Source organism: Paracoccus niistensis, assembly GCF_042432925.1.
GTDB lineage: Bacteria > Pseudomonadota > Alphaproteobacteria > Rhodobacterales > Rhodobacteraceae > Paracoccus > Paracoccus niistensis.
The window spans coordinates 436,863-458,070 of record NZ_JBHLWE010000017.1 but is presented as its reverse complement, the minus strand read 5'-3'; the positions used below and the strand labels follow the sequence as shown (position 1 = coordinate 458,070).

Sequence of the window (21,208 nt, the reverse complement as noted above, 5' to 3'; positions counted from 1 at the left end):
CCCGAGAGAGAGCCCGCGACATGGCCCACGCCAAGAACCACGATTATCACATCCTGCCGCCCTCGCTTTGGCCGTTCCTGGGCGCGGTCGGCGCCTTCATCATGCTGACGGGCGCGGTCTTCTGGATGAAGGGCATGGGCGTCCTGGGCCTGCCCTCCTGGGCGATGTTCGCGCTCGGCGCGCTGACGGTGATCTACACCATGTTCGGCTGGTGGTCCGACGTCACGCACGAGGGCAACACCGGCGACCACACCCCCGTCGTGCAGATCGGCCTGCGTTACGGCGTGATCCTGTTCATCATCTCGGAAGTGATGTTCTTCGTCGCCTGGTTCTGGGCCTTCTTCAAGAACGCGCTTTACCCCATGGGCGAGATGAGCCCGATCGTGGACGGGGTCTGGCCGCCGGAAGGCATCGTGACCTTCGATCCCTGGCACCTGCCTTTCATCAACACGCTGATCCTGCTGCTGTCGGGCTGTGCCGTGACCTGGGCGCACCATGCACTGGTTCACGAGAACGACCGCAAGACCGTGATCCGCGGCCTGGCCGTGGCCGTTATCCTTGGCATCGCCTTCACCATCCTGCAGGGCTATGAATACAGCCATGCGGCCTTCGGCCTGGCGGACACCGTCTATGGCGGCGTCTTCTACATGGCGACCGGCTTCCACGGCGCCCATGTGATCATCGGGACGATCTTCCTGCTGGTCTGCCTTGTCCGCTTCATGCGCGGCGACATGAACGACCGCCAGCACATCGGCTTCGAGGCGGCCGCCTGGTACTGGCACTTCGTCGACGTGGTCTGGCTGTTCCTCTTTGCCGCCATCTACGTCTGGGGCCGCTGATCCCCGCCACCCTTCCACAAGGCGCGCGGGCCCGTCCTGCGCGCCTTCGCCATTCCGGGGACCTGCGCCCCTGCCGCCCGATCAAGGCACCTGCCCATGCTGCGCCGCCTGCTTGTCCTGCTGATCCCCGCATTCGCCCTGACCGCCGTCCTGGTCTCCCTTGGCGTCTGGCAGTTGCAGCGGATGGAATGGAAGGCCCAGCAGCTTGCCGCCATCCAGCGCGGGATCGAACAGCCCGCCGGTCCCCTTCCCCCTGCCGTCGACCCGTCGATGCGCTACCTGCCGGTCGTCGTCTCGGGCCGCACCACGGGGCAGGAGATCCTGGTCCTGTCTGGCACCAAGGAACTCGGCGGCGGCTACAACGTCGTCTCGGCCTTTCAGACCGCCGACGGCCGCCGGATCATGGTGGACCGGGGCTTCATCCCGCAGGATGACCGCCACGCCGCCCGCCCACCCGCGCAGTTGACCGTCACCGGCAACCTCCACTGGCCCGACGAAAAGGGCCGCGCGACGCCCGAGCCGGACCTGAAGGCCAGCATCTGGTTCGCCCGCGAGGTGCCGCGCATGGCCGAGCACCTGGGCACCGAGCCCGTGCTGATCGTTGCCCGCGCCGTGCAGGGCGAGGCGCAGGGGATCATGCCGATGCCGCTCGACGTCAGTGGCATCCCGAACAACCACCTGTCCTATGCGGTGCAGTGGTTCCTTTTCGCGCTGATATGCTTCGGGATGACAATGGCGCTGGCCTGGCGTATCCGGCGGCAAACCGACTGAAGGGAAGACGATGCGCTATATCTCGACCCGCGGGCAGGCGCCCGTGCTGCCCTTTGCCGAGGCGATGATGACCGGACTGGCCCGAGACGGCGGGCTGTATGTGCCGGAAACGATCCCGCAGATGGACGCGGCCGAGATCGCCGCGCTGGATGGGCAGTCCTACGAGGAGGCCGCCTTCCGCGTCATGCAGCCCTTCGTCGCGGAAAGCTTTTCCGAGAACGAGCTGCGCCAGGCCATCCGCCGTGCCTACCAGGGCTTCGGCCATGCCGCCCGCGCGCCGCTGGTGCAGCTCGCGCCGGGTCATCATCTGCTGGAGCTGTTCCACGGTCCGACGCTGGCCTTCAAGGACTTCGCCATGCAGCTGATCGGCCAGCTGTTCCAGGTGGCGCTGGCTCGCGAAGGCCGCCGCGTCACCATCGTCGGCGCGACCAGCGGCGACACCGGCTCGGCCGCTATCGAGGCCTTCCGGGGCCTGCCGAATGTCGATGTCTTCATCCTCTATCCGCATGGCCGAGTCAGCGAGGTCCAGCGGCGTCAGATGACGACGCCGGACGACGCGAATGTCCATGCGCTCGCCATCAACGGCACCTTCGACGACGCGCAGGCGCGGCTGAAGGATCTGTTCAACGACCACGACTTCCGTGACGGCGTCGGGCTGGCCGGCGTGAACTCGATCAATTGGGCGCGGGTGCTGGCGCAGGTGGTGTATTACTTCACGGGCGCCGTGTCGCTGGGGGCGCCGCACCGGCCCGTCAGCTTCACCGTGCCGACCGGCAACTTCGGCGACATCTTCGCGGGCACGATCGCCAAGGCCATGGGCCTGCCGGTGGACCGTCTGGTGATCGCCACCAACCAGAACGACATCCTCGACCGCGCCATGCGGACCGGCACCTACGAGGTCGGCCGGGTCGAGCCCTCGGTCTCTCCCTCGATGGACATCCAGGTCAGTTCCAACTTCGAGCGCGCGCTGTTTTACGCGCTGGCGGGCGACGGCGCGGCCGTTGCGCAACTGATGCAGGAATTGAAGGCGGGCAGCTTCACCGTGCCCCAAGGCGCGCTGCAGCATCTGCGCGAGATCTACGACTCGGGCCGGGTGTCCGAGGCGGAAACCCTGTCCACCATCGCCCGCGTCCGCGCCGAGACGGGCGAGGTCGTCTGCCCCCACACCGCCGTCGGCATAAAGGTCGCGGACGATCACCGCAAGCCGGGCGTGCCGATGATCACGCTGGCAACGGCCCACCCGGCCAAGTTCCCCGATGCGGTGGAACAGGCCGTCGGCATCCGCCCGCCCCTGCCGCCGCACATGGCCCGGCTGTTCGACCTGCCCGAGCGGGTCACTCGGGTTGAAAACGACAACGAGGCGCTTAAGTCCTTGATCCTTGAACGGAGAATGGCTTGAACGACGTCCAGATCACGACCCTTCCGAACGGCCTGCGGGTCGCCACCCGCCTGATGCCGGGACTGCATTCCGCATCCGTCGGCATCTGGGTCAACGCCGGCGGGCGCGACGAACGCGCCGAGCAGAACGGCATTGCGCATTTCCTGGAACACATGGCCTTCAAGGGCACCGCGCGCCGGTCCGCCCTGCAGATCGCGGAAGCCATCGAGGACGTGGGCGGTTACATCAACGCCTATACCTCGCGCGACGTGACGGCCTATTACGCGCGCGTCCTGTCGGGCGACGTGGCGCTGGCGCTGGACGTGATCGGCGACATCGTCCTCAACCCGGCCTTTGATCCGCGCGAGATCGAGGTCGAGCGCGGCGTGATCCTGTCGGAAATCGGCCAGAGCCTCGACACGCCCGACGACGTGATCTTCGACTGGCTGCAGGAAGCGGCCTATCCCGGCCAGCCGATGGGCCGCACGATCCTCGGTCCCGCCGAGCGCGTCTCGCGCTTTTCGCACGAGGACCTGGCGGGCTTCGTGGGCGAGCATTACGGCCCCGGTCAGATGATCGTGGCCGCCGCCGGCGCCGTCGATCATGAGGCGCTGGTCGCCCAGGCCGGAGAAATCTTTGGCCACCTCAGGCCGCTTCTGGGCGTCACCCGCGAAGCCGCCGTCTGGCAGGGCACCGAGGCCCGCCGCGTCAAGAAGCTGGAGCAGGCCCATTTCGCGCTGGCCTTCGAGGGGCCCGGCTATCTCGACGCCGACTTCTACGCCGCGCAGATCTGGACCAATGCGCTGGGGGGCGGCATGTCCTCGCGCCTGTTCCAGAAGATCCGCGAGGAGCGGGGCTTGTGCTATTCCATCTTCGCGCAGTCGGGCTTCCACGACGACACCGGCATGGTGACGGTCTATGCGGGCACCTCGGGCGACCAGGTCGCGGACCTCGCGCATCTCACCATCGACGAGATCCGGCGGTCCGCCGAGGACCTTGGCGAGCCCGAGGTCGCGCGCGCCAAGGCGCAGCTCAAGGCCGGGCTGCTGATGGGGCTGGAAAGCCCCTCTGGCCAGGCTGAGCGGATCGCGCGCGCCTTGTCGATCTGGGGCCGGGTGCCGGATGCCGAGGAGGTCGCGCGCCGCATCGATGCGGTGACCGCCGCAGACGTGCGCGACCACGCGCAGCGGATGATCGCGCGGGCGCAGCCGGCGCTGGCGCTTTACGGTCCCGTCCGCAAGGCCCCCGCGCGCGAGGCGCTGGCCGAACGGCTTGCCGCCTGATGTTCTTTCGCCGCCATGCGCCCCGGCTGGAAACCGAGCGCATGGTGCTGCGCCTGCCGGCGCATGGCGATTATTCCGCCTGGTCGAACCTGCGGGCCGAAAGCCGCGAGTTCCTGACCCCGTGGGAGCCCGTCTGGCACGCCGACCACCTGTCCCACCGCGCCTTCACCAACCGCGTCTACTGGGCGGCACGGGCCAGCCGCAGCGGCACCTCGCTGCCGCTGTTCCTTGTGCGCCACGACGGCGTTCTGCTGGGGGCGATCACGCTGGACGGCATCCGGCGCGGGCCCGCGCAGATGGGGACGCTGGGCTACTGGATCGGGGCGCCCTTCGCGCGGCAGGGCTACATGAGCGAGGCGATCGGGGCCGTCGTGGCCCATGCCTTCGGGCCGATGGACCTCAGCCGGATCGAGGCCGCCTGCTTGCCCGAGAACGCCGCCAGCCGGGGGGCGCTGGAAAGCTGCGGCTTCAAGTACGAGGGCGTCGCGCAATCCTACCTGCAGATCAACGGGCGCTGGCGGAACCATGTCCAGTATTCGATCCTGCGGGCCGACAGGCGCGGGCGGACCGAGGCGGGATAGGTATGGGGGCGCTGCCCCCGAGCCACCTCCGGTGGCTCTCCCCCGGGATATTTAGGCAAAGGAGAACTGCATGCTGAACCCCGCCGATGATCGTCTGATTGCCGCCTTGCCCGAGGGCGTCGTCCGCCCTCTGGAGCCGCGGCACCTGGACGAGCCGCGCGGCTATTTCGCGGGGCAGGGCGGGCTGCTGGCCGCGCCGCGCAACGTCGAGGAAGTGGCGGCGGTCGTGCGCGCCTGCGCCGAGGCGCGTGTGGCCATCCTGCCGCGCGGCGGCGGTACGGGGCTGGTCGCGGGTTCGGTCATGCCGGAAGGGCCTGCGCCGCTGGTCCTGTCGCTGGAACGGATGACCGCCATCCGCGACGTCTGGGCCGACGAGGATGCGCTGGTCGCCGAGGCGGGCGCCACGCTGCAGCAGGTGCAGGAGGCCGCGGCGGCTGCGGACCGCCAGTTCCCGCTGTCGCTTGCCAGCCAGGGCACGGCGCAGATCGGCGGCGTGCTGGCGGCGAATGCGGGCGGCACGGGCGTGTTGCGCTGGGGCAATGCCCGGGCGCTGTGCCTAGGGATCGAGGCGGTGATGCCCGACGGGTCGATCCTGCGCGACCTCAAGCGGCTGCGGAAGGACAACACCGGCTATTCCCTGCGCGACCTTCTGATCGGGGCCGAGGGCACGCTGGGGATCATCACGGCGGCGACCCTGAAGCTTGCCCCGCGCCCCGCCGCCGTCGCGACCGCGATGCTGGAGGTGCCGGACCCGGCAGCGGCCCTGCAGCTGCTGTCGCTGGCGCAGGCGATGATGGCGGGCTGCGTGACGACCTTTGAACTCATTTCGGGGCAGGGCCTCGCCTTCGTGGCCGAGACGCTGCCGGAAATCCGCCAACCTTTGCCCGGCGCGCCTTGGTCGGTGCTGCTGGAACTGTCGCTGCCCGAGGGGCTGGACCCCGACGGGGCGGTCGAGGGCCTGCTGGGCCGGGCAATGGAGGAGGAGCTCGTCACCGACGGCGCCATCGCCCAGTCGGGCCAGCAGGCGGCCGAGTTCTGGAACCTGCGCGAGCATCTGCCCGAGGCGAACCGGCGCATCGGCGCGATCTCGTCGCATGACATCAGCCTGCCATTGTCGGAAATCCCGCGCTTCATTCAGGACGCGGGCGCGATGATCGCGGGCATGGGCGACATGCGGATCAACTGCTTCGGCCACCTGGGCGACGGCAACCTGCATTACAACGTCTTCCCCGGTCCCGGCCGCTCGCGCGCCGACTATGCCGACCTGCGGTTCCGGCTGCCCGAGGCGGTCTACCAGATGGTCGTGGAACGCGGCGGCTCCTTCTCGGCGGAACACGGGGTGGGCCGTCTCAAGGTCGCGGATCTGCAGCGCTGGGGCGACCCGGTGAAGCTGTCGGCCATGCGCGCGATCAAGGCGGCACTGGACCCGCACGGGATCATGAACCCCGGCGCGGTGCTGGCCTGAGTTGAACCCCTTCGCCGCCCGGACTATATCGGGCGGCGAAGGACGACCTTCCCCCTCATGGGCAGCATCCGGGACGGCCCGCAAAGGAACCGATCCCATGCGCACGACCCTTGACCGCATCCGCCACGCCATCCTGTTCGAACTGATCGGGCTTGTCCTGCTGATCGGCGGCGGCTCGATCCTGACCGGCTTCGACGCCCATGCGCTGGGGGTGATCGGCGTGGTGTCCTCGCTGGTCGCGACGGCCTGGAACTATGTCTACAACCTGATGTTCGACCGCGCGATGCTGCGGCTGCGGGGCAGCGTCCTCAAGACCCACCCCATCCGCGCCCTGCACGCCCTGCTGTTCGAGGGCGGGCTGCTGGTCCTGCTGCTGCCCTTCGTCGCCTGGATGCTGGGCGTCTCGCTGTGGCAGGCCTTCCTTTTCGACCTTGCCATCGCGATCTTCTACATCGTCTACGGCTATGCCTATAACTGGGCCTATGACCGGGTCTTCCCCATGCGCGAGGCGCGCGGTTACGCCCCCTCGAACTCGCAGAGGGCGTGAACCTCGACGCCCAGCGCCTCGATGGCGCGGCGCCCGCCGAGTTCCGGCAGGTCGATGACGAAGGCCGCGCCCACGACCTCCGCGCCGAGGCGGCGGCACAGCTCGATGGCGGCGCTTGCGGTGCCGCCGGTGGCCAGCAGGTCGTCCACGATCAGGACGCGTTCGCCCGCGCGGATGGCGTCGTCGTGGATCTCCATCACCGCCTCGCCGTATTCCAGCGCATAGGCCTGGCTGATGACGGCGCCGGGCAGCTTGCCCTTCTTGCGGATCGGCACGAAGCCGGTGGTCAGCTGGTGGGCCACCGCGCCGCCCAGGATGAAGCCGCGGGCTTCCAGGCCCACGACCTTGTCAATGGGAATGCCCGCATAGGGCGACAGCAGCTGGTCCACGCAGATGCGGAAGCCGCGCGCATCGGCGAACAGGGTGGTCACGTCGCGGAACAGGATCCCTTCATGCGGGAAATCCACGATGGTGCGGATGTAGTCCTTGACGCTTTTCTGCCGGTTCATGCCGGGCGCTCCATCTCGAACAGGTCGGTGACGATCGCATAATCGCGATAGCCCATCCGTGCCAGCCAGCCGTTGCGGCGCAGATCGAACCGGCCGTCCACCACGCAGTCGTCGCGCAGGTGGATGCCGGTCACGACGCCCAGCACCATGTGGTTCGACTCTCCCGCCAACCGGATGATCCGTGTGGCCCGGCATTCAAGGCTGGCCGCCGCTTCGGCCACGCGCGCGCAGTCGATGGTCTCGCAATCCACCGCGCTCAGCCCCGCGACCTCGAACTCGTTCCGGCCCGCCGGCAGGGGGGCCGACGAGGCGTTCATCGCCTCCTTCAGCGCCCCGTCCGCGATGTTGACGCAGAAGACGCGCGTCTCGGCAATCTGCGCCACCGTGTCCTTGGTGTTGGGCCGGTCCCCCTTGGCGCCGGTCGAGGCGAACATGACCTGCGGCGGCACATAGGCCGTGGCATTGAAGAAGGAATAGGGCGCAAGGTTGTCGCCCTGCCGCCCGCGGGTGGAAATCCAGCCGATGGGCCGGGGCGCGACAATGGCGTTCCAAGGATTGTGCGGCAGGCCGTGGCCCGCTTCGGGACGATAGAACATGGGGCGCGGGCCTTTCCTGTTGCGGCGCGGCCATATGAACACGCCGGCCGCCTGCGGCAACCGCCTGCACGGCATTGTTTCTTTCACCCCTTGCCGGTCGGTGCTAAGGGCGCGCGACTTGCGGCGATGAGGTCCGATGTACAGGCTCTGCCCCGAAACCGACGCCGACACGCCCGAGGTCGAGGCGCTGCTGGACCTGTGTTTCGCGCCGGGCCGCACGGCGCTGTCCTCCTATCGCCTGCGGGACGGCGTGCCCCCGGTGCGCGAGTTGTGCCTGCTGCTGCGGTCGGGCCCGGCGCAGGGCGATCCGCTGGTCGCCGCCATCCGCTACTGGCCCGTGCGCGTCGGCGGCAGGCCGGTCCTGCTGCTGGGTCCCGTCGCCGTCCACCCGACCGCGCAGGGCGAAGGCCTGGGCGGCTTCCTCATGCGCGAAAGCCTGTCCCGCGCCGAGGCGATGGGGTGGGACCGGGTGATGCTGGTGGGCGACGCGCCCTATTACGGCCGCTTCGGCTTCTCCAGGCTCGATCACGTGGAAATGCCGCCGCCCACCAACCCGGACCGCGTGCTGGGTCTGGAACTTCGCCCCGGCGCCTGGGTTGGGGTGCGGGGCGCAGTGACGCGCGAGACCCGGCCCGAGGTGCTGGCGGGGCTTGCGGAACCGGGCGCACCGGATCTGCGCTCATCCTGCGCCGATGTCGAGGTTACGAAGGACAGACCCCATGCCCGCGACAAGCATCAGCTCGCGCCAAGCCATTCTGCCGCCGATCGATGATCCTTCGGTCCATGTCCAGATCGACAAGCTGGCACGCCGCTATGTCGATGCCGGCGGGCTGATCATGGAGATGCTCGCCTCTGTGGGCGGCAGCGCGCAGGGGCTGATCGAGCGCCTGCCGGGCTTCGTGCGCAAGCGGATGGACCGGATCACGCTGGTGGCGCTGAACCGGGCCTTCGACGCGGCCACGCGCTCGCGCCGCTATGTCCGCGACCGGGGCGACTGGTTCAACCGGCTCGCCTCGACCGTCTCGGGGGCGGCAGGCGGCATGGCGGGCCTGCCGGGCGCGATGGTCGAACTACCGCTGACCGTGACGATGCTGCTGCGCGCGATCCTTGAAATCGCCGCCGAACACGGCCTTGACCCCGAAAGCGAAGAGGTGCGGATGGAAGCGCTGCGCGTCTTTGCCGCCGCCGGCCCCATGTCCGAGGACGACGGCACCGACCTCGGCCTGCTGGCGGCCAAGCTGTCGATCACCGGCCAGACCGTTCAGGGTATCATCGCGCGCATCGCGCCGCGCCTGTCGCTGGTCCTGGGCCAGAAGCTCGCCGCCCAGGCCACGCCCGTCTTCGGCGCCATGGCCGGCGCCTCGATCAACTTCGCCTTCGCGGGATACTACCAGGAAATCGCCCGGGTCCATTTCGGCATCCTGCGCCTCGCCCGCGAAACCGGCCTGCCGCGCGAGGCGCTGACCGAGGCCCTGCGCGACCGGATCGAGCAGCTTCAGTCCCAGCGCGGCACCAAGGTCCGCAAGGCCGAGGCCTGAGCCTGTATCTTCTGTCTTCAAATATCCCCGCCGGAGCCTCCGGCGGTTCAACCCGTCACTCCGCTTCGGCCTCGGGCGCCGCCAGTTCCAGCGGCGCCGCCTCGACTGCCAGATCATCCACCGACAGCCCCGCCTTCGGTCGCGCCAAGGCTGCGCGGGTCACCCAGAACAGCCGCTCCTGCGCGCGGGTGATGGCAACGTAAGCCAGCCGCTTCCACAGGGGCAGCCCCGCCTCGGTCCGGTTAGACCATGCGGCGGCCGACAGGTCGGGGCCGAAGACCTGCACCTCGGGCCATTGCGAGCCTTGCGCCTTGTGGATCGTCACCGCTGCGCCATGCAGGAAGGTTGCGCCCATGCGGGCGGCGAAGGGAATGAAGGGCTCCTCGACGTCGGGCGTCTCGATCTTGACGATGCTGGCCGCGGACAGGCGCGGCTCGGGCGTGCCGATGACATGCAGGCGGGAAAAGCCGGGCTTCTTCCCCGGCCCCAGATAGATCACCTGCGCGCCCTTGATCAGCCCCCGCGCTTCCAGGTCGATGCGCTTCTTGCGGTGCTTGAGCGGCAGCTCGATCCCGTCGCAGACCAGCGGCTCGCCCGGCAGCAGCAGGTCGCCCGGCGCGCCATGGGCGGCGCGGAAGGCCGTGATCAGCCGCACCCGCGTCGCGTTGCGCCAGACCAGCGCCGGGCTGCGGGCCATCAGGTCGGCGTCCATCCGTTCCGCCCAGACGACGCGCGGATCGCTGGCCGCCGCCTCGCGCACCAGCCGCTCGAAGGCCGGAAAGTCCACCGCCGGATCAGACAGCGCATGAGCCAGGTCGAGGATCGGGCTGTCGTCCGCCTGCCGGTGGATGCGGTGCAGTTCCAGCTTCTGAGACGCGGCCAGCCGGTCGAAGACCATTTCTCCCGACTGCCCCACGGGGGCCAGCTGCGCGGGGTCGCCGAACAGGACCAGCAGCGGAAAGATCTCGCGCAGGTCGTCGAACTGCCGCTCGTCCAGCATCGAGGCCTCGTCGATCAGGCCGACGTCCAAGGGATCCTCGCGCCGCTTCCAGCCCTGGATGAAGTCCGACCCGCGCAGGCCTGCCGCCGCCAGCGCGCCGGGGATCGACCCATGCTCCTGATAGAACAGCAGCGCCCGGTCCAGCGCCTCGTCGGTCAGCCCCTCGATCCGGGGCCGGTCGCCGGTGCCCGTCAGCCACTCGGCCAGCCGCTCGTATTCCGGGTCATAGACGGGCGTGTAAAGGATGCGGTGGATCGTCGTGGCGGGCACGCCGCGCGTCCGCAGCACGAAGGCCGCCTTGTTGGTCGGCGCGAGGACCGCCACCGTCCGGGCGTCCTTCTTCCGCTTGCCCTCGTAATCCCCGCTGACGACCTGCACGCCCGAGGCCACCAGCGCGCGGGTCAGTTCCGACAGCAGCAGCGTCTTGCCCGACCCGGCCTTGCCCAGCACGGCCATGACCCGGCCCTTGCCGGGCTGCGCGGGCGCGATCTCTTCCGAGACGAGGTCGATGCCCGCGCCCGCAAGCGCCTCGGCCAGTGCATCCCATGCTTCGGCCTGATCGGGCGAGAAGCTGGGCAGGGTGGGGGAGGCCGGGGAGAGTTCCATGCCGCATCCTAGCGGGGCGGGCGGCGCACCGCCACGCCCGGCGGCAATTTTCGCCGCGACGGACCCAGCGGCGGGGCACGGCGTTGAGCGGCTGAAGACGCCTGAGCGCGTCGCCACCAACAGGAAAGGATATCCAATGAGATACCGGCACCACCACCGCTCCGACCCGCTGCTGCCGCTGCTGGCGCTGGCGGGGATCGCCGCGCTGACGGTCTCGTTCCTGCGCGACAGCGCGCCCCGCCGACGCCCGACGCGGCGGGCGTCCCCGCCCGAGGGGCTTGCCGCGATCAGCCCGAAGGTGGCCGAGGGGGCCGAGGAGGTCGCCGGCCCCAGCTTCGTCCGCGACGCCGGCCCCGAATCGATGCGCGACCGCCCGCGCCGCGGCTGGGATCGCGTGGACGAGCAGGTGGACGAATCCTTCCCGGCCAGCGACCCGCCCGCCAACTACTGATCGTGACGGCGCGTGAGCGAACGGCGCGGCGGGGCGGGTGTTGTCCCGCCGTGGAAGGAACAGGAGATTCCAGGATGAGAGTTGCCCTTGGCCTTGCCGCGTCGCTGCTGATGACGGCGCCCGCATTCGCGCAGGACGCCGGCACCACCGCCGCGACCGAGATCGACCCGCAGGCCTATATCGGCACCTGGTACGAGATCGCCCGCACCCCCGCCCCCTTCCAGGAGATGTGCGCAGGCGGCGTGACCGCCACCTATGAACTGGTCGATGCCGGGACGGTCAAGGTCACGAACCGTTGCGACGGGAAGGACGGCCAGCCGCAGGGCATCACCGGCGAGGCCGAGGTCGTGAACAACAACTTCAACACGCTGAACGTCGAGTTCTCGGTCGGCGAGCGGAACCAGGGCGTGAACTATGTCGTGGCCGCCGCCAGCGATATCGAGGGCGGGAAATACCAGTGGGCGGCCGTCCAGTCGCCCGAAGGCCCCATCGGCTGGATCCTCGCGCGCGAGCCGCAGATCGACGCCGAGACCCGCCAGCAGGCCGAAGCCGCGCTGAGGGAGGCCGGGATCGACGTGTCGCAACTGACCGACACCGCCCAGCCGCCGCAGAGCTACCAGCCCGGCCAGTAATCGTTCGGGAAAAGAAGAAGGCCGGCGTCCCGAGGGGCGCCGGCCTTTCCCTGTCAAAAACTCAGCGGCCGGGGCCTGCCTCCAGCGCGTCCTCGAAGGTGCGCAGGCCGGTGCGCGGCGCCTGCACCAGCACCGCCATGTTGCCGGGCTTGTGCTCGTTGCGAAGCATCTTCACATGCGCCTGCGGGATCTCGGCCCAAGGGAAGACCTCGGACATGCAGGGGTCCAGGCGGCGCTCCAGCATCAGCCGGTTGGCGGCCGCGGCCTGCTTCAGGTGCGCGAAGTGCGAGCCCTGCAGGCGCTTCTGGTGCATCCACATGTAGCGGACGTCGAAGGTGCAGTTGAAGCCGGTGGTGCCTGCGCAGATCACCACCATGCCGCCCTTCTTGCAGACGAAGACCGACACCGGGAAGGTCGACTCGCCCGGGTGTTCAAAGACGATGTCGACGTTCTGGCCCTTGCCGGTGATGTCCCAGATGGCCTTGCCGAACTTGCGGACCTCGTTGAACCAGTCCTTGTATTCCTCGGACCCGACCTTCGGCAGCTGGCCCCAGCACTTGAAGTCCTTGCGGTTGAGGACGCCCTTGGCGCCCAGCCCCATGACGAACTCGCGCTTGTCCTCGTCCGAGATCACGCCGATGGCGTTCGCGCCCGCCGCGTTGATCAGCTGGATCGCGTAGGACCCAAGACCCCCCGAGGCGCCCCAGACCAGCACGTTCATGCCGGGCTTCAGTTCGTGCGGCTCGTGCCCGAACAGCATCCGGTAGGCGGTGGCCAGCGTCAGGGTATAGCAGGCGGCCTCTTCCCAGGTCAGGTGCTTGGGGCGCGGCATCAGCTGCTGGGCCTGCACGCGGGTGAACTGCGCGAACGATCCGTCCGGCGTCTCATAGCCCCAGATGCGCTGGGTCGGCGAATACATCGGGTCGCCGCCGTTGCATTCCTCGTCGTTGCCGTCGTCCTGGTTGCAGTGGATCACGACCTCGTCGCCCACCTTCCAGTTGCGGACCTTGTCGCCGACCTTCCACACGATCCCCGAGGCGTCCGAGCCCGCGATGTGATAGGGCTGCTTGTGGACGTCGAACATGCTGATCGGCACGCCCAAGCCCGCCCAGATGCCGTTGTAGTTGACGCCCGCGGCCATCACGAGGACCAGCACTTCGTTGCTGTCGATCTCCCAGGTGTCCACGACCTCGACCTGCATGGCCTGATCCGGCTCGCCCTGCCGTTCGCGCCGGATCGCCCAGGCATACATCTGTTTCGGCACATGGCCGAGCGGCGGCATCTCGCCGATTTCATACAGGTCCTTGATCGGCGCGTCATAGGGCGCGATCGCGGATGGGGCGTCCAGGGCCATGATGATCTCCTCGCGTTCATGCCGCAGCGCAGAAGCCGGGCTCATGACTCGAGTGCTATGCAGGCGAACGCAACATTGCAATAGATGCGACGCAAAATGACGCAACAATATGTCTGTGCCGTGAAACGATGTTGCGGGCGCCACGTTACGCTTGTGCCGCGCTGCGGCGAGTTGACGGCGCATCATCCTGTCCCTTAACTCGCCTCAAGCGACAGATTCTTGCGAGAGGGGCGCCGCATGGCCCAGAAGGACAAACCCTGGCTGTTCCGCACCTATGCCGGCCATTCGACTGCCGCCAAGTCGAACGAACTGTACCGCACCAACCTGTCCAAGGGGCAGACCGGCCTCTCGGTGGCCTTCGACCTGCCGACCCAGACGGGCTATGACAGCGACCATGTGCTCGCGCGGGGCGAGGTCGGCAAGGTCGGCGTCCCCGTCTGCCACCTCGGCGACATGCGGGCGCTGTTCGACCAGATCCCGCTGGAACAGATGAACACCTCGATGACGATCAACGCGACGGCGCCCTGGCTGCTGTCCCTGTATGTCGCGGTCGCCGAGGAGCAGGGGGCCGATGTCGCCAAGCTGCAGGGGACGGTGCAGAACGACATCATCAAGGAATACCTGTCGCGCGGCACCTATATCTGCCCGCCGAAGCCCAGCCTGCGGATGATCACGGATGTCGCGGCCTACACGGCGCAGCACCTGCCCAAGTGGAACCCGATGAACGTCTGTTCCTACCACCTGCAGGAGGCGGGGGCGACGCCGGAACAGGAACTCGCCTATGCGCTGGCGACAGGCATCGCCGTGCTGGACGACCTCAAGGGCAAGGTCGAGCCTGCCGAGTTCCCGGCCATGGTCGGGCGCATCAGCTTCTTCGTGAACGCGGGCATCCGTTTCGTCACGGAACTCTGCAAGATGCGCGCCTTCACCGAGCTGTGGGACGAGATCTGCCGTGACCGCTACGACATCGCCGACGAGAAATACCGCCGCTTCCGCTATGGCGTGCAGGTGAACAGCCTCGGCCTGACCGAGCAGCAGCCGGAAAACAACGTCTACCGCATCCTGATCGAGATGCTGGCGGTGACACTGTCCAAGAACGCCCGCGCCCGCGCCGTCCAGTTGCCTGCCTGGAACGAGGCGCTGGGCCTGCCGCGTCCCTGGGACCAGCAGTGGTCGCTCAGGATGCAGCAGATCATGGCCTATGAGACGGACCTGCTGGAATACGGCGACCTTTTCGACGGCAACCCCGTGGTGGCCGCGAAGGTCGAGGACCTGAAGGACGGCGCCCGGGCGGAACTGAAGCTGCTGGACGAGATGGGGGGCGCGATCGCCGCCATCGACTACATGAAGTCGCGGCTGGTCGAATCGAACGCCGCGCGCCTGAACCGGGTCGAGGATGGCGAGACGGTCGTCGTCGGCGTGAACCGCTGGCAGGGGGGCGAGCCCTCGCCCCTGACCGCGGGCGACGGCGGGATCATGGTCGTCGATCCGGCGGTCGAGCAGGACCAGGTCGCCCGCCTGAACCAGTGGCGCCAGACCCGCGACAGCGCGGCCGTCGAGGCCGCCCTGTCGCGCCTGCGCGCTGACGCCGAGGCCGGGCGCAACATCATGCCCGCCTCGATCGCGGCGGCGAAGGCGGGGGCCACGACCGGCGAATGGGCGGGCATCATGCGGCAGGTCCATGGCGAATACCGGGGGCCGACCGGCGTGTCCCCGAACCCCTCGAACCGCACCGAGGGGCTGGAGCCGATCCGCGAGGCGGTGGACGCCGTCAGCACCCGGCTTGGGCGGCGGATGAAGTTCGTGGTGGGCAAGCCGGGTCTCGACGGCCATTCCAACGGGGCCGAGCAGATCGCCTTCCGGGCGCGGGACTGCGGTATCGACATCACCTATGACGGCATCCGCCTGACGCCGGAACAGATCGTGGCCGCCGCCCGCGACCAGCAGGCCCATGTGGTCGGCCTCTCGATCCTCTCGGGCAGCCACCTGCCGCTGGTCCGCGACGTGATGGAGCGGATGCGGGCTGCGGGCCTGGGCCATGTGCCGGTGATCGTCGGCGGCATCATCCCCGAGGAGGATGCGGCGCAACTGCGCGCCATGGGCGTGGCGCGGGTCTATACCCCCAAGGACTTCGAGCTGAACCGGATCATGATGGACCTGGTCGCGCTGGTGGACCCCGCCGCGCAGGCGGCCTGATCCCCGGCACATGAAGAAAGGGGCGCAGGCGGCGCCCCTTTCCCCTTTCCGCTGCACGCGGTGGCTTACGAGGCGGGCAGCAGAACTCCGTCGATCACGTGGACAACGCCATTGCCGGCTTCCAGATCCGCGGCCGTCACGGTGACGGGCGTCCCGCCCGCGCCGCCGATCATGACCTTGCCGTCCATGCTGGTCGCCGTCAGGCGGCAGTTGCCCAGCGTCGTGATCTCGGCGCTGCCGTTGCCGTCGGCGATCATCTTGGTGACATCCGCCGCCATCGCCTTGGCCTCGACCACGTGGCAGCCCAGCACGCCGACCAGCTGCTCCTTGTTCTCGGGCTTGAGCAGGTCATCCAGCGCACCCGCGGGCAGCGCCGCGAAGGCTGCGTTGGTGGGGGCGAACACGGTGAAGGGACCTGCGCCCTGCAGCGTTTCGGCCAGCCCGGCGGCGGTCACCGCCTGCACCAGCGTGGTGTGATCGGGCGAGCCCACCGCGACGTCGACGACGGTCGCGGGGGCGTCCTGCGCAAGGGCGGCGCCTGCGCTGGCAGCGAACAGGGCGGCAGCGGTGAAGGTTCTGGCGAAGCTCATGGTCGTCTCCTGCAGGATAGATTGTTACGGTCGTGCCACGATAACTGCGCGACCTCGCAATCGGGATCCCTGCCGTCCGGTCAAACCGGCGTGAATGTTCAGGAGCTTGCCGTGATCCGCCTTTCGGGCGAAGTTCCCGCTTGTGCCCGGCGCGGGGCTTTTCCATCCTCCACCCGCCTTGCCCTGCCGGAGTTCCCCATGCCTGCCCCCGAGAACCGCTTCAAATCCCGGCTTGCGGCGGGCGAGATCCTGATCGGCGCCTGGGTGGGCCTGGGCGATGCCTATGCCGCCGAGATCACCGCGACGGCGGGCTTCGACTGGCTGCTGATCGACGGCGAGCATGCGCCGAACGACCTCCGCTCGACCCTTGCGCAACTGCGGGTGGTCGAAGGATCGGGCAGCGCCCCCGTGGTGCGACTGCCGATGGGCGAGACATGGGCCATCAAGCAGGCGCTGGACATCGGCGCGCAGTCGCTGCTGATCCCCATGGTCGAAAGCGCCGCGCAGGCGGAACAGCTGGTCCGCGCCGTCCGCTATCCTCCGAACGGGAACCGCGGCGTGGGGGCGGCGCTGGCGCGGGCGTCTCGCTTTTCCGCGATCCCCGACTATCTGGCGACGGCGGACGCGCAGATCTGGCTGGGCGTGCAGGTGGAAACCCGCGCGGGCCTGGACGTCCTGGACGAGATCCTGACGGTCGAAGGGGTGGACGGCGTCTTCATCGGCCCCTCGGACCTTGCCGCCGACATGGGCTTTCCGGGGCAACTGGATCACCCGCTGGTGCAGCGGGCGATCCGCGCCGCCATCCGGGTGATCTACGCCTCGGGCAAGGCGGCGGGCATCCTCTGGACGGACGAGGCGAACGCGCGCAACGCCGTGGCCGACGGCGCCCGCTTCGTTGCGACCGCCATCGACGTGACCACCTATGCCGCCGCGATCCGGGATGCGGCGGCACGGGGGCTGGCGCTGAAACCCTGAAGTTCAATAATCATCTGGCCTTCGTAGCAGAGTTCCGTGTGTTTTGCGCCGCAGCCAAGTGGCGCAGTTCGTTCAAAGTTAGAGGTGCCTCGCGCCGGGCGTGAGCGCTGCGGTGACAGTTGGGGCAGAGACAGACAAGGTCTTCTAGGCGCGTGACCACCGCCGTTTCGGTGGTGCCCAGCGGGTTCAAGTGATGCACCTCTATAATATACTGATTTTCAACACGACTTAGATAACCACACGCTTGGCAGCGGCAGCCATCCCTTGTGCGGGCAGCATCGACAAGGGTGCGGTTGCGCGAGCGTGTGAGATAGCGCGCTTCGCGCAAGATACCTTCAACACCTTTGGCATAGGCGGGCGCATTGAGGATCTCGTGAACTTCCGCAGGTGCATCGGCATCGCTGACCATGAACCTCTGTTTTAGAAAGTTGCGGTACTTCTTAATCACCGTCGCATAAACGGGGATGCTTGATCGCTTTTCCGTAACTGGAAGAGGATCAGGAGCCGAACGCTCCAGACGCAGAGAGCGTTCAACCTCCTCAAGTCGGTCCAAGTTGTAGAGTGTGTCTACCTCCCCATAGCGCTCTTTATAGCATGTCTCGATGCGTCGCAGATCGCTGAGATAAGTGCGGACTGTGCTTTCCTTGATAGATGGGTCCGACCTCAGATATGCAGCAAAATCCTCTTTATACATTCTTCGGCACCCGCCCCAGCAGGAAGAACTCGTCGTTCGGGGGCACGTCGGCCATGTTCACCAGCCGGTTCGACATGCCGAAAAAGGCCGCGATCGCGCCGATGTCCCAGATCTCGTCAGGGGTGAAGCCCGCGTCGATCATGTCCTCGTAATCGTCCTGGGTGATGTTGTCGGCATCCGTCGCCACCAGTTCGGCATAATAGAGCATGGCGTAATGCCGCTCGCTCAGGCCCGCCTTGCGCCAGTTGATCGCCACCTTGTCCGCGATCAGCGGGTCACGCGCGCGGATGCGCAGGATCGCCCCATGTGCCACCACGCAATACTGGCAGCGGTTCAGCCCGCTGGTCGCCACCACGATCATCTCGCGCTCGGCCTTCGACAGCCCCTCGTCCTTTTCCATCAGCGCGTCGTGATAGGCGAAGAAGGCGCGGAACTCGGCCGGGCGATGGGCCAGCGCTAGGAAGATGTTCGGGACGAAGCCCGACTTCTCCTGCACCGCGCGCATCATTTCCTGAATGTCGGGCGGGAGGCTGCGCAGGTTGGGGATCTCGAAACGGCTGATCGGCTGGTTCATGGTCTTCTTTCTGATCCAAATGCCCCGGAAGGCCGTGCAAGTGGCGCGGGGGGCGGGGCCCGTCCTTCCGGTTCCGGTTGACTCTCGCCCGCCAATCTGAAATGTCCACCCGGATTCCCGGAAGGTCAGCCTTCCGGTCCCCGCCTTGCCCGGGGATCGCCCCCCGTCAGCGCGGATGCGCCCACGGGGGCAAATGGTGTTTTCTTGCGGAGGGTCCGCGATGTTCGAGAGCCTGTCAGACCGCCTTGGCGGAGTCTTCGACCGCCTGACCAAGCAGGGCGCCCTGACCGAGGATGACGTCACCGCCGCTATGCGCGAGGTGCGCCAGGCGCTTCTGGACGCCGACGTCTCGCTGCCGGTCGTCCGCAGCTTCGTCCGCGCCGTCACCCAGAAGGCCACGGGCGCCGCCGTCACCAAGTCGGTCAGCCCCGGCCAGCAGGTCGTCAAGATCGTCCATGACGAACTGATCCGCACGCTTCAGGGCGAGGATGCGCCCGACGCGCTGAAGATCGACACGCCGCCCGCGCCGATCCTGATGGTCGGCCTTCAGGGCTCGGGCAAGACCACCACCACGGCGAAGCTCGCCAAGCGCCTGAAGGACCGCGAGAAGAAGCGCGTCCTCATGGCCTCGCTGGACACCAACCGTCCGGCGGCGATGGAGCAGCTTGCGATCCTCGGCCAGCAGGTCGGCGTCGATACCCTGCCGATCATCAAGGGCGAGAACGCGGTCCAGATCGCCAAGCGCGCCAAGCAGCAGGCGACGCTGGGCGGCTATGACGTCTACATGCTCGACACCGCGGGCCGTCTGCACATCGACGAAGTCCTGATGGACGAGGTCCAGGCCGTCCGCGACGTCGCGAACCCGCGCGAGACGCTGCTGGTCGTCGATGGCCTGACCGGCCAGGACGCCGTGAACGTCGCGACCGAGTTCGACGCCAAGGTCGGCGTCTCGGGCGTGGTCCTGACGCGGATGGACGGCGACGGGCGCGGCGGTGCCGCGCTGTCCATGCGCCAGATCACCGGCAAGCCCATCCGCTTCGTCGGCGTGGGCGAAAAGATGGATGCGCTGGAAACCTTTGACGCGGAACGCGTCGCGGGCCGCATCCTCGGCATGGGCGACATCGTGGCGCTGGTCGAGAAGGCCCAAGCGGTGCTGGAGGTCGAGCAGGCCGAGCGCATGATGAAGCGCTTCGCCAAGGGCCTGTTCAACATGAACGACCTGAAGAACCAGCTTGAGCAGATGCAGAAGATGGGCGGGATGCAGTCCATCATGGGCATGATGCCGGGCATGGGGAAGATGGCCAAGCAGGCCGAGGCCGCCGGCATCGATGACAAGATGATCCGCCGCCAGATCGCGCTGATCAATTCCATGACCAGGAAGGAACGCGCGAACCCCGAGCTTCTGCAGGCCTCCCGCAAGAAGCGGATCGCGGCGGGCGCCGGCATGGACGTGGCCGAGCTGAACAAGCTGCTGAAGATGCAACGGCAGATGGCCGACACGATGAAGAAGGTCAGCAAGATGGGCAAGGGCGCCATGCTCAAGCAGGCGATGCGCGCCATGTCCGGCAAGGGGGGCGGGCTGCCCGACCTGGGCGAGGTCGATCCGGCCAAGATGGCCGAGGCGACCAAGATGTTGCAGGACCCCAAGGGCCTCGGCGGTCAGCTTGGCGGCCTGAACCTGCCCGGCGGGCTTTCGGGGCTGTTCGGCAAGAAATGACCAGCCCTGCCGCACCTCTGCCGGTGATCGCATCTGCCCGGTTCATACCCTCCGTGCATCGGCTGTGCATGAACCGTGCATCCCATGCACAGCCCGGATCAGCCCGATGACCGACGCCGCCAACCGCGCCGCCGAGCTTCTGGCAGAGCATCGCGCCAGCATCGACCGGCTGGACGCCGTTCTGGTCTTCACCCTGGCCGAGCGGTTCAAGCACACCCAGTCCGTGGGACGACTCAAGGCCCAGCACGACCTGCCGCCCTCGGACCCGGCGCGCGAGGCGCAGCAGATCGCCCGGCTCGAACGGCTGGCGGCCGAGGCGGATCTCGATCCGGCCTTCGCCCGCAAGTTCCTCAATTTCGTGATCTCGGAGGTCATCCGGCATCACGAGCAGTTCCAGAAATAACCGCCATACTCAAGGAGATAGACCTATGGCCATGAAGATCCGGCTCGCCCGCGGCGGGTCCAAGAAGCGTCCCCACTACGCCATCGTCGCGTCCGACTCGCGCATGCCGCGCGACGGCCGCTTCCTGGAAAAGCTGGGCACCTACAACCCCCTGCTGCCGAAGGACTCGGAAGAGCGGATCAAGATGGACCTCGAGCGCGTGCAGTACTGGCTGGGCCAGGGCGCGCAGCCGACCGACCGCGTGGCCCGCTTCCTGGAAGCCGCCGGCGTGAAGGACAAGACCGAGCGCGCCAACCTCAAGAAGGGCGAGCCGGGCAAGGCCGCGAAGGACCGCGCCGAGAAGCGCGCTGCCCGTGAAGCCGCCGCTGCTGAAGCCGCTAACGCCCCGGCCGCGACCGACGAGACCGCGCTGGATGCCTCGGAATCGACCAGCGGCACCGAGTCGCCCTGATCCACGGATCACCGGCGGGCGCGCCTGTGCGCCCGCCGTCTGACGCTCGGCAAGGGAC

Annotated in this window: 22 protein-coding genes and 1 pseudogene; 16 read left to right on the top strand and 7 right to left on the bottom strand. The window is 68.0% G+C overall.

Going from position 1 to position 21,208, the window contains the following annotated elements:
- Positions 1 to 20: 20 nt before the first annotated feature.
- From ACFFII_RS06470 to ACFFII_RS06440, 7 genes are all read left to right on the top strand, one after another.
- Entirely contained in the window at positions 21 to 839 is an 819-nt protein-coding gene (locus tag ACFFII_RS06470; protein WP_377698062.1) for a cytochrome c oxidase subunit 3, read from the top strand.
- 96 nt (positions 840 to 935) lie between these two features.
- Positions 936 to 1,610: an SURF1 family protein gene (locus tag ACFFII_RS06465; RefSeq protein ID WP_377698061.1), complete on the top strand. Its 675-nt coding sequence runs from the start codon at positions 936 to 938 to the stop codon at positions 1,608 to 1,610.
- Positions 1,611 to 1,620: 10 nt separating this feature from the next.
- Positions 1,621 to 3,009 (top strand): threonine synthase, encoded by a 1,389-nt coding sequence (thrC, locus tag ACFFII_RS06460; protein ID WP_377698060.1) that lies wholly within the window; start codon positions 1,621 to 1,623, stop codon positions 3,007 to 3,009.
- A complete protein-coding gene (locus ACFFII_RS06455; RefSeq protein WP_377698059.1) occupies positions 3,006 to 4,271 on the top strand; it encodes a M16 family metallopeptidase in 1,266 nt (421 codons plus the stop codon). Before thrC ends, ACFFII_RS06455 begins: the two co-directional genes overlap by 4 nt.
- Positions 4,271 to 4,852, top strand: a complete 582-nt coding sequence (locus ACFFII_RS06450; RefSeq protein WP_377698058.1) for a GNAT family N-acetyltransferase — start codon at positions 4,271 to 4,273, stop codon at positions 4,850 to 4,852. Before ACFFII_RS06455 ends, ACFFII_RS06450 begins: the two co-directional genes overlap by 1 nt.
- A 70-nt stretch (positions 4,853 to 4,922) precedes the next feature.
- Complete coding sequence (locus ACFFII_RS06445) at positions 4,923 to 6,317, top strand: FAD-binding oxidoreductase (RefSeq protein WP_377698057.1); 1,395 nt, start codon at positions 4,923 to 4,925, stop codon at positions 6,315 to 6,317.
- 97 nt (positions 6,318 to 6,414) lie between these two features.
- The gene (locus tag ACFFII_RS06440) at positions 6,415 to 6,864 is read left to right on the top strand and encodes a PACE efflux transporter (protein ID WP_377698056.1); all 450 of its coding nucleotides are present in this window, start codon (positions 6,415 to 6,417) and stop codon (positions 6,862 to 6,864) included.
- Here ACFFII_RS06440 and ACFFII_RS06435 read toward each other — a convergent pair.
- The gene (locus tag ACFFII_RS06435; protein ID WP_090752437.1) at positions 6,834 to 7,373 is read right to left on the bottom strand and encodes an adenine phosphoribosyltransferase; all 540 of its coding nucleotides are present in this window, start codon (positions 7,371 to 7,373) and stop codon (positions 6,834 to 6,836) included. The two genes, ACFFII_RS06440 and ACFFII_RS06435, sit on opposite strands and share 31 nt — an antisense overlap.
- Positions 7,370 to 7,969, bottom strand: a complete 600-nt coding sequence (locus ACFFII_RS06430) for a flavin reductase family protein (RefSeq protein ID WP_377698055.1) — start codon at positions 7,967 to 7,969, stop codon at positions 7,370 to 7,372. The genes ACFFII_RS06435 and ACFFII_RS06430 overlap by 4 nt, the downstream gene beginning before the upstream one ends.
- 136 nt (positions 7,970 to 8,105) lie before the next feature.
- On the opposite strand from ACFFII_RS06430, the pseudogene ACFFII_RS06425 reads away from it, so the two are divergent.
- Positions 8,106 to 8,591: pseudogene (locus tag ACFFII_RS06425) on the top strand (GNAT family N-acetyltransferase); the annotation flags it as partial.
- A 97-nt stretch (positions 8,592 to 8,688) separates the two neighbouring features.
- Positions 8,689 to 9,507: an EcsC family protein gene (locus ACFFII_RS06420; protein ID WP_377698054.1), complete on the top strand. Its 819-nt coding sequence runs from the start codon at positions 8,689 to 8,691 to the stop codon at positions 9,505 to 9,507.
- 55 nt (positions 9,508 to 9,562) lie between these two features.
- Here ACFFII_RS06420 and ACFFII_RS06415 read toward each other — a convergent pair whose 3' ends face one another.
- Positions 9,563 to 11,113 (bottom strand): ATP-dependent DNA helicase, encoded by a 1,551-nt coding sequence (locus ACFFII_RS06415; protein ID WP_377698053.1) that lies wholly within the window; start codon positions 11,111 to 11,113, stop codon positions 9,563 to 9,565.
- A gap of 136 nt (positions 11,114 to 11,249) precedes the next feature.
- Between ACFFII_RS06415 and ACFFII_RS06410 the strand changes: the two genes are divergently transcribed.
- Positions 11,250 to 11,564 (top strand): hypothetical protein, encoded by a 315-nt coding sequence (locus ACFFII_RS06410; RefSeq protein ID WP_377698052.1) that lies wholly within the window; start codon positions 11,250 to 11,252, stop codon positions 11,562 to 11,564.
- A gap of 74 nt (positions 11,565 to 11,638) precedes the next feature.
- Entirely contained in the window at positions 11,639 to 12,196 is a 558-nt protein-coding gene (locus ACFFII_RS06405; RefSeq protein WP_377698051.1) for a lipocalin family protein, read from the top strand.
- A gap of 61 nt (positions 12,197 to 12,257) precedes the next feature.
- Here the strand turns inward: ACFFII_RS06405 and ccrA are convergent, their stop codons facing one another.
- On the bottom strand, positions 12,258 to 13,550 hold the full coding sequence (gene ccrA, locus ACFFII_RS06400) for a crotonyl-CoA carboxylase/reductase (protein ID WP_377698185.1): 1,293 nt from the start codon (positions 13,548 to 13,550) through the stop codon (positions 12,258 to 12,260).
- A gap of 219 nt (positions 13,551 to 13,769) precedes the next feature.
- Here ccrA and ACFFII_RS06395 point away from each other — a divergent pair, with 219 nt between their 5' ends.
- Positions 13,770 to 15,746 carry a methylmalonyl-CoA mutase family protein gene (locus ACFFII_RS06395; protein WP_377698050.1) on the top strand — a complete coding sequence of 659 codons (1,977 nt, stop codon included), beginning with the start codon at positions 13,770 to 13,772 and terminating at the stop codon, positions 15,744 to 15,746.
- A gap of 65 nt (positions 15,747 to 15,811) precedes the next feature.
- On the opposite strand, the gene ACFFII_RS06390 is transcribed toward ACFFII_RS06395, so the two are convergent.
- On the bottom strand, positions 15,812 to 16,336 hold the full coding sequence (locus tag ACFFII_RS06390; RefSeq protein ID WP_377698049.1) for a fasciclin domain-containing protein: 525 nt from the start codon (positions 16,334 to 16,336) through the stop codon (positions 15,812 to 15,814).
- Between the two features lie 198 nt (positions 16,337 to 16,534).
- On the opposite strand from ACFFII_RS06390, the gene ACFFII_RS06385 reads away from it, so the two are divergent.
- Positions 16,535 to 17,311 carry an HpcH/HpaI aldolase family protein gene (locus tag ACFFII_RS06385; RefSeq protein ID WP_377698048.1) on the top strand — a complete coding sequence of 259 codons (777 nt, stop codon included), beginning with the start codon at positions 16,535 to 16,537 and terminating at the stop codon, positions 17,309 to 17,311.
- Positions 17,312 to 17,321: 10 nt separating this feature from the next.
- Here ACFFII_RS06385 and ACFFII_RS06380 read toward each other — a convergent pair whose 3' ends face one another.
- Together ACFFII_RS06380 and ACFFII_RS06375 are read right to left on the bottom strand one after the other, a co-directional pair.
- Positions 17,322 to 18,005, bottom strand: coding sequence for an HNH endonuclease (locus tag ACFFII_RS06380; RefSeq protein ID WP_377698047.1), 684 nt, complete (start codon positions 18,003 to 18,005; stop codon positions 17,322 to 17,324).
- Complete coding sequence (locus ACFFII_RS06375; protein ID WP_377698046.1) at positions 17,998 to 18,579, bottom strand: peroxidase-related enzyme; 582 nt, start codon at positions 18,577 to 18,579, stop codon at positions 17,998 to 18,000. Before ACFFII_RS06375 ends, ACFFII_RS06380 begins: the two co-directional genes overlap by 8 nt.
- Before the next feature lie 220 nt (positions 18,580 to 18,799).
- Between ACFFII_RS06375 and ffh the strand changes: the two genes are divergently transcribed.
- The 3 genes from ffh (at position 18,800) to rpsP (ending at position 21,150) form a co-directional block, all read left to right on the top strand.
- Entirely contained in the window at positions 18,800 to 20,296 is a 1,497-nt protein-coding gene (gene ffh / locus ACFFII_RS06370) for a signal recognition particle protein (RefSeq protein WP_377698045.1), read from the top strand.
- Between the two features lie 106 nt (positions 20,297 to 20,402).
- Complete coding sequence (locus ACFFII_RS06365) at positions 20,403 to 20,699, top strand: chorismate mutase (protein WP_377698044.1); 297 nt, start codon at positions 20,403 to 20,405, stop codon at positions 20,697 to 20,699.
- A 25-nt stretch (positions 20,700 to 20,724) separates the two neighbouring features.
- Positions 20,725 to 21,150, top strand: coding sequence for a 30S ribosomal protein S16 (gene rpsP, locus ACFFII_RS06360; protein ID WP_377698043.1), 426 nt, complete (start codon positions 20,725 to 20,727; stop codon positions 21,148 to 21,150).
- Positions 21,151 to 21,208: the final 58 nt, after the last annotated feature.